The following is a 15,697-nucleotide window of genomic DNA, read 5'->3' on the forward strand; positions in this document are numbered from 1 at the left end:
GACCGCATCTCCTTCCTTGGTGCTCATGTGTGCTTGCTCCGACAAACAATGAATGAGATGGCGTAAGCACAGCTAAAAGCAGGTTTTGGATGATTCATGATGGCGACTATTGCACTCTGAAAAATAGAGCCAATATCTCCTATCTCCTATGCTAGAGGTCACCGGTTAAACATTCACTAGAGGTTTCTCACACGTAACTTCCGGCCCCGTAAGCAGTCAATTTCCGCCCTTTGCTTAGACACCCAAAAGGAAAACCACCCCCTCGCGGGGGTGGTAACGCCAACGTTTGCGCCCGGCTAATCTTTTTGTAGCCGGGCCATCGCTTCCAAAACCTCGGACATACCTGCGCGCTCGGCAGAATACGTGACAGCCTGCGCGTCCTTGACCACCTCGATGGGCGCGGTCTCTAGGGCAACGACCGGGATGTGATTCAAAAAGTCTTCATCCCCCGGCTCATTACCAAAGACCAATGCCTCGCTCGGCTTGGCTTCCAAAGCATCCAGGATACAGTCCACACCGGCGGCCGCCGTGGCGGAGGTGACCTTCATCGCTTCCTTGTCCACGAGCGGCTTTTCGGCCTGCTCATCAAGCTGGATACGCCACACCGCCTGCGGGACATCGATATCCGCATCGCACGAAACCACGATGAGCACTTCAGCTGCGGGATAGATGTTTTCTAGCGCCGCTTTCAACCGCGGGGTCAGGGCGTCGTCTTCCCAGTTCATCGTGCTTTGGTGCGCCACCACTACGCGCGGGATATCAGAAAACTGGGCCTTGAGCCGGTGCGGCAGGCGGGAAACGATCAGACGCGATTGGGTCGCCGCGGCGAGCAGTCCCTGCTCTACCACGGATCCTTCCCAGATCTCCTTACTGCTTGCGGCAATAGAGGCCTGGGCCTGCGCCACATCGGACTTCAATTGCGCCATGACATCGGCGACCTTATCCCGGCCTTCATCCAAGCCACGGGTCGCCTCCTCCACCACGGCATTGAGGTTGGTCTTAACCCACTCCAAGGTATCGGCCGCGATGTGCTTCTTTTCTTGCACCTCATCGCCTTCGTGCGCTTCCTGGCCTTCCTTACCTTTGGCAGAGGCCATGTGGTTGCGCACGAGTTCAACGGTGGAAACGGAAACGCGCTCTTTGAGCCCTACCAGGTCATCTCGCAAACGACGCACCCGGTGCCGCTCCGTTTCCACCTCCGCGTCGCGCGCTTCGGCTTCTTCCAGCGTCGGGGCGGAACCGCCCTTGCGCGCGGGAACCCAATATTCGCCGGCGGGCATCGGGCCGAACTCCGCCTCATAATCCTCCCAAAGCCCTTCTAAGCCCTCCTGCATGCGGCGGCGGATTTCTGCGGTATCGGCTTCTGGATCCCCGGTGGGGTAATACGGCTCGAGCGCGGTAATAAAGACCGGAGTCTTGGTGTGTCCCAAGTTCTTCTTGTGGCCCTTCGTCCACAGGCGCTGCGAACCGAACATCACCTGCGGGACAACCGGCACGCCGGCTTCAAAAGCGATGCGGGATGCGCCGGTTTTCATGCTGCGGATTTCAAAGCTGCGGGAAATCGTGCCTTCAGAAAAGACGCCGACGAGCTCGCCGGCTTCGGCAAGCTCCACCGCCTTGCGCAAGGACTCTTTGCCATCGATGCGATCTACCGGCACGTGCCCCATGGCGCGCAGCAGGGCACCCACGCCCGGGGCACTAAAGATGCTGGCCTTGGCCAGAAAGCGCACCAAACGCTTTTTGCGATAGGCAATGAACGCACCGAAGAGAAAATCCATGTACCCGGTGTGATTGCACACCAGGACGGCACCGCCGTCATCGGGAATATTCTCTTCCCCCGACAGGCGCATCTGCAGGCCTTGGGCCAAGGTGAGGCCGCGCCCAATGTGGGTGATCTGGCGGTACAAGAAATTCGTCGCAGCGTTCATGGTGCTCCTTTAGCTTTGCTCCGCAGGCTACTGCGGCGTGAGAACATCCTTGCCCACGAATGGGCGCAAGGCCTCTGGAACAACGACGGAGCCATCGGCTTGTTGGTGGTTTTCCAAAATCGCCACGATCCAACGGGTGGTGGCCAACGTGCCGTTCAAGGTGGCGGCTACCTGCGTCTTTCCGTTCTCATCGCGGTAACGGGTGGACAGACGGCGGGCCTGGAAGGTGGTGCAATTGGAGGTGGAGGTCAGCTCGCGGTAGGTGCCTTGGGTTGGCACCCACGCCTCGTTATCGAATTTGCGGGCCGCCGAAGAGCCCAAGTCACCGCCGGCGATATCGATGGTGCGGTACGGCAATTCCATCGCAGCCAGCATTTCCTTTTCCATATCGAGGAGCTTTTGGTGCATGTCCTCGGCGTCTTCCGGCTTGCAGTAGACAAACATTTCTAGCTTGTCGAATTGGTGCACGCGCAGGATGCCGCGGGTGTCCTTACCGTGGGAACCGGCCTCACGGCGGAAGCAGGAGGACCAGCCGGCGTACTGCAGAGGACCATTGGACAGATCGATGATCTCATCCTTGTGGTAACCAGCCAGGGCAACCTCGGAGGTGCCCACGAGGTAGCGATCATCGGCTGGCAGATAGTAGATCTCATCGGAGTGCTGGCCCAAAAAGCCCGTGCCGGCCATGATCTCTGGGCGCACCAGAACCGGCGGAATCATCAGCTGGAAGCCGGCTTCCCGTGCCTTCTGCGCCGCCAACATCAGCATGCCGAGCTGCAAAAAGGCGCCATCGCCGGTGAGGTAGTAGAAGCGGGCGCCACCGACCTTCGCACCGCGCTTGACGTCAATGAGCCCCAGGGACTCGCCGAGTTCAAGGTGGTCCTTGGGCTCGAAATCGAAGTGCGGGATCTCGCCTACTTCTTCAACGAGGACAAAGTCGTCCTCGCCGCCGGCGGGTGCACCTTCGACGACGTTATCGATCTTGTACTGCAGCTCTTCCACCGTGGCCTCAGCAGCCGACCGAGCCTCTTCTGCCTCTTTTACCTTGACCTTGAGCTCATCTGCGCCTTCCAGCAACGCCGGGCGCTCTTCCGGGGAGGCTTGACCAATCTTCTTGCCCAGGGATTTCTGCTGGGAACGCACCTCGTCTGCCTTCTGGATGGCAGAGCGACGCTTCTCATCGGCTGCGAGGAGCTGATCCACGAGAGAGGGGTCTTCCCCACGGGTGACCTGGGAGGCGCGGACAACGTCTGGGTTTTCACGGAGTAGCTTGAGATCAATCACGGAACTGATTCTAGCGCACTGCCATTGCCTTGCCGTGGTAATAACCACCGAATTATTATGGAATCATGTCCTCCCTAGAATTACCGGCCCGCGAAATCAGCGATGGCCCCACCCCCAAGCACGCCCAATTGCACGATATTCTGGAGGAATTATGTAATACCACCCTCAAACCCGGTGATATCCTCCCCGGTGAGAGGCTCCTAGAGGAAACCTATGGCGTCTCCCGCATTACCGTGCGCCGGGCCATCGGGGATCTCGTTGCCGCCGGTAAATTGCGCCGCGTGCGAGGTAAAGGCACCTTCGTTGCCCCCAACCCCTTGGTATCGCGCCTTCACCTGGCCTCTTTTTCCGATGAAATGAGTGCCCAGGACGTGGTGGCTTCCTCCAAGATCCTGAATAGCGGCCGCGCTAACGCACCGGAGGCGGCCACCCACTTCTTTGGCACCCCTGCCACAGAGGAACAGATTCATTTGCGCAGGCTGCGCTTGGGCGATGGCGAGCCTTATTCCATCGATGACGGCTGGTACAACTCCACCTTTGCGCCGAGCCTGCTGGAAAATGACACCTATAACTCGGTGTATTCCATTTTGGATAAGACGTTTGGCGTCCCCATCACGGACGCGGACCAGACCGTCTCCGCCATTGCCGCCAATGAGGAGATCGCGCCGCTTCTCGATGTCCCCGTGGGTTCCCCACTGCTGCACATCGTGCGTTGCTCGCGCTCGGGGGATAAGCCCGTGGAATGGTGTTCCTCGGTCTACCGCACTGATAGGTACCACCTGAATACCCGCGTTTCCCGGGATACCTCAATCTAGAAAAGACCCTGCTTAAGGGGTAAGATAATGGGCCTTATGAAGAAATCACCTGCGTGGCGTTCCGCTGTGGCCGTCCAGATTGCCTTGATCTCAGCAATCGCGGCGGCCGTTTTCATGGGCATCTACGGCATTGTCAGCAACCACGGCTCCAACGGGGCCGATAATACGGCCTCTTCCGAGCAGTCCGCTGAGGGCGGTGCGGGTGGCTCGGGATCCTCCGATCCGAAGACGGAGCCTTTTACCTCCGCTTCCGCTGGGTCCTGCGTGACGTGGGATATCAACGAGGATGGCTCTGCCGCTTCCTTCAAAGAGGTGGAATGCTCGGAGCAGCACCGCTTTGAGGTCTCTACCGTGGAGGATCTCAGCGTCTACCCCACCAGCGAATTCGGCCCAGATGCCTCGCGGCCCGCGCTTACCCGCCAGCACCAGCTGCGCGATGAGCTCTGCGAATCCGCCACAGTGAGCTACCTGCACAGCAAGTGGGATCCGCACGGCAAATACGATATTGCCTCCATTTTGCCGCCGGAATCCGCGTGGGATAACGGTGACCGCACCCTGCTGTGCGGCCTACAGACCACCGATGATCACGGCGTGCCGCAATTGACCACCGGCAACGTCGAGGCCTCCGAGCAGGCCAATCTGGCTAAGCCGGGCGAGTGCTTGGCCATCGATGATCAGCAGGTACCGCACGTCGTGGACTGCGGCCAGCCACACCAGCTGGAGACGGTATCCGTCATCGACTTGGGCAAGAAATTCCCCGACGCGTACCCGGACGGCAAGGAGATGGATAAATTCCTCTCGGATACCTGCACGGCCGCCGCTGAGGATTACTTGGGCGGGGAAGAGCAGCTCTACCAATCCACGCTGCAACCGTTCTGGGGCACCGTATCGGAAGAGTCCTGGAATGGTGGCACCAAGTCCGTGAACTGCTCGCTCGTCCACGCCCACGATGATGGCGGCTTCTCCTCCATCACTGGTACCGCCACCGGTGGCCGCCAGGCGCTCTCCATCGATGGCAACCCGCCGGAGGAGCGCCCTGAGCGCAACCCGATTCGCGATGATAAGCCGGCGCCGTAAATGTATTCCGTCTCGGAAGAGCGCTTCGAGGAGATGGTCAATGACGCCCTCGATCAGGTGCCCGATGAATTCGTGCGCAAGATGCGCAACCTGGTGATCCTGGTGGAAGAGGAAAACCCCGATAATCCCACCTTGCTGGGACTCTATGAGGGCGTCGCTTTGCCTCGGCGCACATTTGACCACACCGGGTATTTGCCCGATGCGATCTTCATCTATCGCAGCACGCTGCAGCGCTGGGCCACGTCAGAAGAAGACCTGGCCGAACAGGTCAAGGTCACGGTCTTCCACGAGCTAGGCCATTACTTTGGCATGGAAGAACACGAACTGCACCAGCTGGGCTGGGGTTAGAACTCAATATCGGCCCAGCGGGTAAGCGTCCACTCGCCAAATTTCTTGCCGCGCGGTTCCATCACGGTAAAGCGGCAATTGGGCATATAACCGGTATAGGCAAAGTCCGCATCCGCGCCGGTGGCGTGCTTGGTCACCACCCGGATGGCGGCGCCGTGGCTGACGAGGATGACATCGCGGTCATCGGCAAGCTGCGCCGCAATCTCTTCCAGCGCGGGCTGGAAACGCGAAAGCACGTCGTGGAGCCGCTCGCCGCCTTCCATGGCGGCCTGGCTATCGCCGTAGCACCAGCCGCGCATGGCCGTATCGTGGCTGCGGTGGGCGGCCTCGCTGGCATCGAGCTCCCAATCGCCGGCGAAAATCTCCTGCACATTCGGGATGACATCGATGGGAATGGAAAAGCGCGGCAGGTTCCGCTCCTGCTCAAAGGCGCGCGCCGCCAAGGTGGCGGTCTGCTGCGCCCGCAGCGCAATCGAGCACTTAAATTCGACCTCGCGCTCGCCCACGAAGCCCGCTAATTCCCGGCCCACCTCCGTGGCCTGGTTGCGGCCCAGATCCGTAAGCTCCGCGCCCGGCGGCCGGGTATCTAGCAGCCGGGAGACGTTGGAATGGGTTTGGCCATGGCGCAGCAGGATGATTCTTCCAGTCATGCGTCCAGATTATTGACCCCTGCGCGCCCTCGCCACCCAGGCATCCGCCTCCGCCAAGTCCCGCGGTGGGTGGCCGGCTGGCGTCGCGGTGGGCCAGGAGCCCAAAAAGCGCAGTTCCTCCGCCCGCAACCACACCGCGCGCAGGGCCTCTGCAACCGGCTGGTCATCGATATGCCCAATCAAGTCCACATAGAAGCGGTAGGTGCCAAAGGTTTGGCGCGTCGGCCGCGACTCAATCCGGGAAAGATCCACCCCGCGGTGGGCAAAGTCTTGTAAGGCCCCCACCAGGGTTCCCGGCTGGTTGGGCAGGGTGAGAATGACGCTGGTGCGATCCTGGCCGGTGCGCGCGGTCGGGCGACCCGGCAGGCCCACCAGGACGAAGCGGGTGGCCGCGCCCTGCACGTCGGCCACGCCGCTCGCTTTGGTTTCTAGGCCGAAGATTTCAGCCGCCCGCGCTGGTGCCGCCGCAGCGTCGACCTCCCCGCGCGCTACCGCCTGCGCCGCCGCCGCATTCGAGCTCGCCGGAACGAATTCCACGCCCGGCGCATTCTCCGCCACCCAGCCGCGGATTTGTTGGAAGGCCACCGGGTGCGTGCTCAGGCGCGTGATGTCTTTCGTTCCCGGCCGGGTCATGATGCTGAAGGTCACGGGGATATCTACCTCGCGGTAGATCTGTACGGGATCGCCTTCTACCAGCGCGTCAAAGGTCGTCGTCACCGCCCCGTCCACGGAGTTTTCGATGGCGACGCAGGCATAATCGGCCTGCCCGGCGCGCACGGCCGCCACCGCCGCCGATGGCGAGTCCACCGGCAGGGTCTCTACGGTCTCCCCGCGCGCTTCCCACTCGGCGGCGAATTTGTGCACGGCGGCCTCCGTGAACGTACCGGCAGGGCCTAAGAAAGCGATGGTTGTAGTCATGCCCGTCACCTTAGCCCACTAGACTGGTGCGCCATGGACTTTTCCATAGAACGACTCCGCGCGGATGTGCAGGGCATGGGCCCCGCAGAGCACGGTTTTACCTACCTGGATCTGCAGCGCACCCCCGCCCGCACCGGCCGGCTGCGCGGGTGGGTCCTATCTGCAAAGGATCTCAACGATGTCGCGGGCATGCCCACCACTTTGGGCAATGCCAACCGCACGTACTATCCCGCGGTCAGCGAGCCGTTCATCGCGACATTGGAAAAGCAGGGCGCGATATTCATTGGCAAGTCCTCCACCCCGGAGTTGGGCTTGCGCGTCGATACCGAGCCGGTGGATCTTCCCCACCCCGATAATCCCCTTTATCCAGGACGCACCCCGGGCGGATCTTCTGGCGGCGCGGCCGTCCAGGTGGCCCGCGGCCTCGTGCGCGCGGCGCAGGCCAGCGATGGCGGAGGTTCCATTCGCGTTCCCGCGGCGGCCTGCGGGGTCGTGGGCTTTAAGCCTGCGGGCAGCAGCCTGGGCGCGGAGGGGTTTATCACCCGCACCGTGGCCGATAATGCCTTCCTGCACGACCACCGCATGATCACCCCGCGCGCCCGCATTGGGCTCTTGCTGGAGCCCCTGTTTGCCGCGACCCGGGTAGAGTCCCACCACCTGCGGGCGGCACGCGAGGCCGCGGATCGCTTGCGCGCTGCGGGGTTCGAGGTCGTCCCCATTGCGCCTTATCCGCAGGCAGGGGCCACGTTTGCGCACTTCCGCGAGATTTTTACCTCCCGGTTTGTGGGGCTGCCGCAGGCAGAGGGCTACGCGGCTTGGGTGGCCCAGCAAGGCGCTACCGTATCCGCCGCAGAGCTAACCGCCGCGCAGCGCCATGTCCGCCATCTCCCGGAGCTCTTGGCGCAGCAGTGGCGGGTCGATGCCATTATCACGCCCATGCTCACCGCGGATCCGCCGCCGCGGGGGCATTTCCTGTCCCTGCCGCACGCGGAGAATTTCGACGCCCAAACGCGCTGGTCCCCGTGGGCTTCGCTGTTTAATATGGCCCAATTGCCCGCCATCTCCGTTCCTTGGGCCATCCCCGCGCACGCGCCCGTCGGCGTGCATCTGGGAGGCATTACGCTTTCCGATGCCCAACTTTTAGGCCTCGCCCACATCCTGCACCCATGACCAAGAAACTACGCGCCGAACTGCTCATCGTCCTCACCCTGACCTTTGGTATTTCCGGGGTCAGGGCGGTGCTGCGGCTAATCAATTCACTGGCGGCCCCGCAGCCGCTCAATGAGCAATCCGTCACGCTCAATTCCAGCCAATCCGCTCTGGCGTGGGTGGATTTGGGCCTGCAATTGTGCTCGGCGGCGGTCCTTTTTGCCTATGGTGCGCTGGTACTTTTCCTGCTGGCACAAGACCACATTAAACCGGCTGCCTACCGCGCCTCTGATTGGTTGCACGGCGCGGGGCTTGCCGCGCTCATCGGCATCCCGGGCTTAGTTTTGTATTTCGCCGCGGTGCAGTTTGGCTGGAGCAAAGAGGTCATTCCCGGTGACTTCGATAATGCGTGGTTAGAGATTCCGGTGTCCCTCATCAAGGCGGCCGCAAACGCCTTTGCGGAAGAAACTGTGGTGGTCATGTGGCTGATGACCAGGCTGCGCCAGGCGCGCTGGTCGCTGCCGGCCGCCTTGGCGGCAAGCTCCATCCTGCGCGGTTCATATCACCTGTACCAGGGGGTATCGGCCGGCTTTGGCAATATCATCATGGGCTTAATCTACGGCTACTACTATCACCGCACCGGCCGCGTGTGGCCGCTTGTCATCGCGCACTTTCTTATCGATGCGATCGCTTTCCTCGGCTATTCCTTCGGTCTTTCCGTACTTTAAGTGTGGCGTGCTCGCGAGGAAAGCGGGGGAATTGGCCGGCGCCTTGTAAGGTATAGCGCATGACTGAATCAGGACGAGATCCGCATCGGGAGGCGCGCCGCGCTGGCGATAGCTCATCCAGTGAGTTCGTCCTTGGGGCCGATGGCCGTCCCCTCAAGGACCGCTACGGTCGGCCCATCCGCCGCCGGCCGCGCACGAATCGTGCCGAGCCGCAGCAGCACATCCCGCGCCAGGAAACCCCTACCCGTTACCCCAGCCAGTACCGGGCCCAGCAGCGTTCCGCGCAGCAGCCACCACAGCGTCCACAACAGCCACAGCAACGGCCGCCACGGCGACCACAACCATCGCAGCCGCAATCGCCACAGCAGTTGCAACAGCGCTACCAGCCACAGCAGGCGCAGCAACCGCCCCGCCGCCATTCCAAGCCGCACAGCCGCCGGAAAAAGACCAATCCGGTTAAGCAATTCTTTGGCTGCGCCGGCATCTTTATCCTCGTCGTCGTGGTGTGCAGCCTCATCTTCGCGCTGTGGGCCGATACGCGCCTGACCCGCGTGGATGCCTTCCCGGATGAACAGGTGGCCAATACCTCCGGCACCAATTGGCTGTTGGTGGGATCCGATTCCCGCCAAGGCCTGTCCGAAGAGGATCAACAAGCGCTCGGCACCGGTGGCGATGTGGGCGAGGGACGCACCGATACCATCATGCTCCTGCATATCCCGCGCTCCGGCCAAGCCCAACTGATCTCCATTCCACGCGATAGCTACGTGGAAGTACCCGGCTTCGGCATGGATAAGATCAATGCCGCCTTTGCCTACGGCGGGCCAAAGCTCCTAGCACAAACCGTGGAGGGCAATACTGGCCTGCACATTGACCACTATGCCGAAATTGGCATGGGTGGCTTGGCCAATGTGGTCGATTCCGTCGGCGGCGTTGATATCTGCGTGCCAGAGCCTATTAATGACCCGCTGGCGGGCATCGTTCTGCAGGAAGGCTGCCAGAAGCTAGAGGGCAGCGATGCGCTGGGGTATGTGCGCACCCGCGCCACCGCGATGGGCGACCTGGACCGCGTGCAGCGCCAGCGCGAATTCTTCGCGGCGCTGCTAAATAAGATCACCTCCCCGGCCACGCTGATTAACCCTTTCCGGTCGATTTCCCTGATTAATCAGACCGCCTCCTCCTTCATCGTGGGCGATGGCGACCACGTATGGCACCTGGCCCGCGTGGCGCTTGCGATGGGCTCCGGCGTGGACACGGAAACCGTCCCCATCGGCGGGTTCCAAGACACCGTCGTGGGCAATGTCGTACTCTGGGACGATGAAAGCGCCCAACAGCTCTGGGACTCCATGAAATAGGACTGAACTCAATCTTCGTAGCGGAAAAACGCTATTGAGAAACCAGCAAGTGTGGTTGCTATGAAGAATTCAGGGAGAACTCTCCATTCCACAGGATCCATAGAGAACATCCTAATTATGCCAAGCATGAAGACTATTGCGCTGACGGCTGCGAAAGCCCAGGCTATGCGCCGAGGCCCTGAGCTTTTCTTGTTCATGTTTTAACCCATCCTAGCTAGATTGCGAAGAAAGCGGCCCTTCCCTCCTCGTCTTTTTGAGGGAAAGGGCCGCTTTGTTGTGGTGCGTTTAGCGCAACGTCACCTGGCGGGACTTGATGTTTTCTAACTGCTTGCGCTCTTCTGCGTTCAATTGCGCGTCATTGGAGATTTCTTCTGCCAAGGCCTTATCTACGCCCGCGAGCTTGTCCTCATAAGAGGAGTAATCAACCTCGGGCTGCACGTCAAAGACGGGAGCGATGAGTCCGTGGGTGCGGAAGACTCCGGCGAACTTGGTGTCCTCGCCCAGGTTCAGCTCGCCGCGCGCGGCGACTCGCGCCAAGGCGTTGAGGAATGCGGCCTCATCGTCGTTCGGGCGCACCCAGCGCACATGCGCTTTGCCGCCGCCGGCATTGGCCCAAAAGGCGGTGCCGGTAATGTCCTTGCCCACCTGGTGGGATTCGATGACCGAGTCATTGGCGGCGCGCATGGACTGCGATACCTCAGGGGTGACCTGCGCGCCTTCCGGAATCCACCAGCTGAAGTCCTGGTGGACTTCGATGTCGAGGGTGGTTGCGGCATCGATAAGCTCACTAAGCTCCGGCTGCGAGCCATCGGCCGCGGTTGATTCCAAGGTAGAGCCTGGTTCGTTGTTCTTTACCCAATTCAGGGCGAAGGCCAGATCCCGGCCGGGGTTATGAGTATGGGACTGTACCTGGAGTGCCACAAAAGCATCGCCGCCGAATTCCTCATCGCGGATCAGCGCAGCGGTGGCGCCTGGGAGGACGGTGGAGACGTAGACGTTCCTATCGCAGCCCTTCACGTCGAGCTTCGCAAAAGCGGAGGGCACGAACTCTTGCATGGCAACGAGGGAAGCCTCGGCCGCGAGACCGCTAAAGGGGCGCGGGTCCTTTTCCAAGGCGGCGCGCTCTTTGGCGCGGGCAGCAAGCTTCGCCTGACGGCGGGACATGCCCTCAGGCAGGTCTTCTTGTTTCTTTTTCTTCTTGGCCATGCCTCCAAGATACCTGCTTTCTACAGCTCAATAGCGCGCAGGGCCACCTCCGGCTGATTGGTGGCAAGCATGTCTACGCCATTGGACCAAGCCCACTTCATGTCTTCTGGCTTATCAACGGTCCACATATACGTGGGCAAGCCTTGCGCCCCGATAATGGCCGCTTGCATCTTGGCGCGCAGCAGGGAAACCCCCAGGGCGCTCGGCCGCGACCACATGAAATCCGAGCGATTGAAATGGCGTTCCCAATCCCGGCGCAGGTAAATGCGGTCAATATGCGGTGCCAAAATCTTCATGCGACGGATGGCCTTATGGGAAAAAGAAATAACGTGCATGCGCGGATCCTCATCAAGCCCGGCGGCGCGCAGCCGCTCCATGACCCGCTTTTCCAAGGCACTGCCTTGCCCGGAGGGGTGCTTGGTTTCAATATAAAGATGGTGAGGCTTGCCCCCCAGCATGGCTAGGAGGTCATCGAGAAGCATCATGCGCTGCCCCTTGCCGATGTCGACCTCGCTCAGCTCCCGCCAGTCCATCGCCGAAACCCGCCCGGCGCGCCCCGTCGTTCGCTCCAAGGTGGGATCGTGCTGGACTACCACCTTGCCATCGCGGCTTAACCGCACATCGCACTCCACGCCATGGATGGGAAGCTCCATGGCCTTTTCAAAAGCTAAGGGGGATAGCTCCGGGTATTTTCCGGAATATCCCCTATGCGCGACGATGTGCACTAGCCGAAGAACTTTTCTTTGATGTCATTGAGCGTCTTCGCAGAAGCGTCGAAACGCTCCTTTTCGTGCTCGTTGAGCTGCAGTTCTACCGGGCGAACGATGCCGGTGCGGTTCACGATGGCCGCGGTACCGATGTAGAGGTCCTCCACGCCGTACTCGCCCTGCAGGTAAGCAGAGACGGGAAGCGCCACGTCCTGGTTCTGGATGATCGCGGCGGTAATGCGTGCAAGCCCCATACCGATGCCGTAGGAGGTCGAGCCCTTTGCATCGATAATGGAGTAGGCGGCGTCGCGGGTTTCTTCAAAGATCTTTTCAATGCGCTCGGCGTATTCCGGATCCTTTTCCAGCTTCTGCGAAAGCGGCACACCGGCGATATTCGCGGTGGAGACGGCAGGCAACTCGGAATCGCCGTGCTCACCAATGATGTAGGCATGCACGGACTTCGGGGCCACGTCCTCCAATTCACCCAGCATGTAGCGGAAGCGCGCGGAGTCCAGAATCGTACCGGAGCCGATGACCCGCTTGTGGTCAAAGCCGGAGGCCTTCCATACCGCGTAGGTCAGGATATCGACCGGGTTGGTGGCGACCAAGAAGATACCGTCGAAGTCATTAGCAATGACATCTTCGACGATGCTGTTCATGATCTTGACGTTCTTATCCACCAGGTCAAGGCGGGTTTCGCCGGGCTTTTGGGCGGCGCCGGCGCAGATGACGACCATGTCAGCGTCCGCGCAATCCGCGTAGGTGCCCTTGGTGACGCGGGTGCGCTGTGGCGACCACACCACACCGTGGTTGAGGTCCATGACATTGCCTTCCAGCTTCCGCTCATCGATGTCGATGATGGCTAGGTGGTCGACGATGCTCTGATTGACCAGTGCGTAGGCGTAAGCGACTCCCACGTCACCCGCGCCAATGAGAACGACTTTATTTCCTACATGCTTTGCCATGACCCCATTGTGCAACGCCTAGCGGGGTTTTGCATGCGGAATGTTTCACACTGCGCAACGGAACATGTTCTGGGATAATGGGCAACCATGAAACGCGCCTTCAGCCGCGCTGCACTAATTTCTCTTGGCGTAGTCGCGGATCTCACGCCCGTCGTCCGCATGACCAGCCGGCAAACGTTGCCGCCCCATATGTCGGCCGGAATCTTAGGTGCAGAGCTGGCCACGTGGGCCGCGGTATCCCCGTCCCTGCTGCCCCGCCCGTGGTGGGTAACGGCTGCCAATGTATCTATCGGGCAGGCCATCGGACACCTCGGGGCGGCCTCGACGAGTTTCGTGCTCAACCGGCTGGGCAAGCGCCCGCAAGACCGCTTGGGACCGCAGCACCGCCAAATTCTGCACTTAGCTATTGGCGCCGGCACCGCCTTCAATGCGGCGCTCTCGCTGCGCAACCAGGAAAAGCAGGCAGGTCTTGTTAATAAGCAACTGGTTCGCGGTCCGGCTACCGCGGCCATCGGCCTAGCCGCCGGCACCGCCGGATACGGCGCGCTGCTCTTGGTAGGCGAGGCCGCACAACTGACCGTGACCAAATTATCGCGACAATTGGGCCGCTGGGTTCCAGCACTCGTGGCCTGGCCGGTCGTCACCGCAGGGCTAACCGTGGCCGCGGTAGGACTATCGGACCGCGTGGTATTCCGGCGCTGGATCCGTTCGCTCTCCCACAAGGCACAGCGCTTAAACAAGCAAATCTTTCCCGGCACCTCGATGCCCTGGGAGCCGGAGCGCTCCGGCAGCCCATGGTCACTTGAACCTTGGTCCGCGCTAGGGCAACAAGGGCGGCGCTTCGTCTCTAACGGCCCGCGCGCCCGCGATATTCGCAGCATCACCGGCACTCCCGCCAAAGAACCCATCCGCATTTATGCCGGCTATATCCCAGGGCGTTCCTTCGCCCAAGCAGCGAAGAAGGTGCGCTCAGAATTACAGCGCACCGGTGCACTGCGCCGGGAAACCATCGTTATTCAGATGCCCGCAGGATCCGGGTGGATTAATAACTGGAGCGCAAGCGCCTACGAGTTTTTAACCGCCGGTGATTGCGTCACCGTCACCATGCAGTATTCCTACCTGCCCTCGGTTTTCGCCTACCTCGTGGATAAGAACGCGCCCAAGCGCGCCGCGGCCGAGCTCATTTCCGTGATGCAAGAAGAAATTGACAAGCTCCCGGAAGAAGACCGCCCGCGTCTCTACCTTGCAGGAGAATCACTGGGTGCCTACGCCATTATGGATAACTTCCAGAACAAGGAAGAACTCCTCGCCGCCTGCAACGGCGCGGTCTTTTCTGGCCCGCCGCGGATGACGCACTTTACCCAGCGCCTGCGCCGCGATATCGGCTCGCTCGAGCGGCTCCCCGTCATCGATGGCGGGCAACACGTCCGCTTTGTTGCCCAACCGGAGCACTCGCGCCGCGATGCCTTTGGCAACGATTTTTCCTCGACCTGGCGCCGGCCCCGGGTGCTCATCGCCCAGCATGCCTCCGATGCCATCGTGTGGTGGGACCTGAACCTAATGTTCCGCCGCCCCACCTGGATGCACGAACCCCAACCGGAGACACTCCGGGCGGATACGCTCCGCCACCTGCGCTGGGCGCCGTTTATTACCTGGTGGCAAATTGGCCTGGACCAGATCAACTCCCTGAACGTCCCAGGCGGCCACGGGCATAACTACTTTCAGGAGATGCTCTGGTACTGGAACGAGGTCTTGGGCTCCCAATCGCGCCAGAAGCTCACCTCTAAGTTAGCCGGGAAAATCGCCGGTTTTATCCGGCTCGACGCCTAATCGCACTTCACACCAGTGCTGTGGTGCGGGCAGTAACCGTTCGGCACCTTGTGCAGGTACTGCTGGTGTTCGTCTTCGGCCAAGTAGTACTCGCCAGAGTCCGTATCAGCTAAGCGTTTTACTTCGGTCGTGGTTTCCCCAAAACCAAATTCTTTGAGCTTATCCGCGTAGCTATCCACGATTGCTTGGATCTCTTTCCGCTCTTCTTCGGTACGGGGATAAAACGCGGAACGGTACTGCGTGCCCACGTCATTTCCCTGGCGGAAGCCCTGCGTCGGATCGTGGGCTTCTAGGGCCTTCACCACGAGCTCGCGCAAGGAGATCTTCTCTGGGTCATAGATAACTTCCACGGTTTCTGCATGGTTTGTTTGCCCGCGGCAGACCTCGTAATACGTGGGGTTCGGGGTGGTGCCGCCGGCGTAGCCCACGGATGTGGACTCGACGCCATCGGTCTCCCAAAACATCTTTTCCGCACCCCAGAAACAGCCCAAGGCAATCAAAATCGATTTCTGGCCGTCCTTCCACGGGCCGGTAATTGGGGCATTCAGCACCGCGTGCGGGGCCGGGTCCAAGACCGGCTCGCTGCGGCCCGGCAAGGCGTCTTCCGCAGCCACCATCTTCGGTTCTGGTTTAAACATCCACATCAGTTAAAGCTCCTTTCTCTATTTCCTTAATAACGTTGTACTGGGCAAATAGATTCCCGGGCCACTAAATATTCGCTGTAATTGCAGATTTCAAAT

15 protein-coding genes are annotated in these 15,697 nt (G+C 60.8%); 7 read left to right on the plus strand and 8 right to left on the minus strand.

Features of this window, described 5'->3' with window-relative positions:
* Positions 1-296 precede the first annotated feature (296 nt).
* Positions 297-1,928 (minus strand): lysophospholipid acyltransferase family protein, encoded by a 1,632-nt coding sequence (locus ABRP84_RS09645; RefSeq protein WP_349853558.1) that lies wholly within the window; start codon positions 1,926-1,928, stop codon positions 297-299.
* 27 nt (positions 1,929-1,955) lie between these two features.
* A complete protein-coding gene (gene serS / locus ABRP84_RS09650; protein WP_349853559.1) occupies positions 1,956-3,212 on the minus strand; it encodes a serine--tRNA ligase in 1,257 nt (418 codons plus the stop codon).
* Positions 3,213-3,277: 65 nt separating this feature from the next.
* Between serS and ABRP84_RS09655 the strand changes: the two genes are divergently transcribed.
* The 3 genes from ABRP84_RS09655 to ABRP84_RS09665 are packed head-to-tail and all read left to right on the plus strand — an operon-like array spanning position 3,278 to position 5,452.
* Positions 3,278-4,027, plus strand: a complete 750-nt coding sequence (locus ABRP84_RS09655; RefSeq protein WP_349853561.1) for a GntR family transcriptional regulator — start codon at positions 3,278-3,280, stop codon at positions 4,025-4,027.
* 27 nt (positions 4,028-4,054) lie between these two features.
* Entirely contained in the window at positions 4,055-5,104 is a 1,050-nt protein-coding gene (locus ABRP84_RS09660) for a septum formation family protein (protein ID WP_349853563.1), read from the plus strand.
* Positions 5,105-5,452, plus strand: coding sequence for a metallopeptidase family protein (locus tag ABRP84_RS09665; RefSeq protein ID WP_239269314.1), 348 nt, complete (start codon positions 5,105-5,107; stop codon positions 5,450-5,452).
* Here the strand turns inward: ABRP84_RS09665 and ABRP84_RS09670 are convergent.
* Both ABRP84_RS09670 and pheA read right to left on the minus strand, forming a co-directional pair.
* Positions 5,449-6,102, minus strand: coding sequence for a histidine phosphatase family protein (locus ABRP84_RS09670; RefSeq protein WP_349853564.1), 654 nt, complete (start codon positions 6,100-6,102; stop codon positions 5,449-5,451). The two genes, ABRP84_RS09665 and ABRP84_RS09670, sit on opposite strands and share 4 nt — an antisense overlap.
* A gap of 9 nt (positions 6,103-6,111) precedes the next feature.
* A complete protein-coding gene (pheA, locus tag ABRP84_RS09675; RefSeq protein WP_239269316.1) occupies positions 6,112-7,020 on the minus strand; it encodes a prephenate dehydratase in 909 nt (302 codons plus the stop codon).
* Between the two features lie 33 nt (positions 7,021-7,053).
* Between pheA and ABRP84_RS09680 the strand changes: the two genes are divergently transcribed.
* The 3 genes from ABRP84_RS09680 to ABRP84_RS09690 are packed head-to-tail and all read left to right on the plus strand — an operon-like array spanning position 7,054 to position 10,249.
* Positions 7,054-8,190, plus strand: coding sequence for an amidase (locus ABRP84_RS09680; RefSeq protein ID WP_349853565.1), 1,137 nt, complete (start codon positions 7,054-7,056; stop codon positions 8,188-8,190).
* Positions 8,187-8,897, plus strand: a complete 711-nt coding sequence (locus ABRP84_RS09685; protein ID WP_349853568.1) for a CPBP family intramembrane glutamic endopeptidase — start codon at positions 8,187-8,189, stop codon at positions 8,895-8,897. Before ABRP84_RS09680 ends, ABRP84_RS09685 begins: the two co-directional genes overlap by 4 nt.
* Positions 8,898-8,956: 59 nt before the next feature.
* Positions 8,957-10,249: an LCP family protein gene (locus tag ABRP84_RS09690; protein WP_349853569.1), complete on the plus strand. Its 1,293-nt coding sequence runs from the start codon at positions 8,957-8,959 to the stop codon at positions 10,247-10,249.
* A 285-nt stretch (positions 10,250-10,534) separates the two neighbouring features.
* Here the strand turns inward: ABRP84_RS09690 and ABRP84_RS09695 are convergent, their stop codons facing one another.
* The 3 genes from ABRP84_RS09695 to ABRP84_RS09705 are packed head-to-tail and all read right to left on the minus strand — an operon-like array spanning position 10,535 to position 13,127.
* Positions 10,535-11,455: a DUF5926 family protein gene (locus ABRP84_RS09695; protein WP_349853570.1), complete on the minus strand. Its 921-nt coding sequence runs from the start codon at positions 11,453-11,455 to the stop codon at positions 10,535-10,537.
* A gap of 20 nt (positions 11,456-11,475) precedes the next feature.
* Positions 11,476-12,180: a glycerophosphodiester phosphodiesterase family protein gene (locus ABRP84_RS09700; RefSeq protein WP_349853571.1), complete on the minus strand. Its 705-nt coding sequence runs from the start codon at positions 12,178-12,180 to the stop codon at positions 11,476-11,478.
* A complete protein-coding gene (locus tag ABRP84_RS09705) occupies positions 12,180-13,127 on the minus strand; it encodes an L-lactate dehydrogenase (RefSeq protein ID WP_349853572.1) in 948 nt (315 codons plus the stop codon). The genes ABRP84_RS09700 and ABRP84_RS09705 overlap by 1 nt, the downstream gene beginning before the upstream one ends.
* 87 nt (positions 13,128-13,214) lie before the next feature.
* On the opposite strand from ABRP84_RS09705, the gene ABRP84_RS09710 reads away from it, so the two are divergent.
* On the plus strand, positions 13,215-14,957 hold the full coding sequence (locus tag ABRP84_RS09710) for an alpha/beta-hydrolase family protein (protein WP_023024368.1): 1,743 nt from the start codon (positions 13,215-13,217) through the stop codon (positions 14,955-14,957).
* Here ABRP84_RS09710 and msrA read toward each other — a convergent pair.
* Positions 14,954-15,601 (minus strand): peptide-methionine (S)-S-oxide reductase MsrA, encoded by a 648-nt coding sequence (gene msrA, locus ABRP84_RS09715; protein ID WP_349853573.1) that lies wholly within the window; start codon positions 15,599-15,601, stop codon positions 14,954-14,956. The genes ABRP84_RS09710 and msrA overlap by 4 nt on opposite strands.
* Between the last annotated feature and the right edge of the window lie 96 nt (positions 15,602-15,697).

Origin of the sequence: Corynebacterium sp. KPL2861, assembly GCF_040225475.1 — a bacterium.
Lineage (GTDB): Bacteria > Actinomycetota > Actinomycetes > Mycobacteriales > Mycobacteriaceae > Corynebacterium.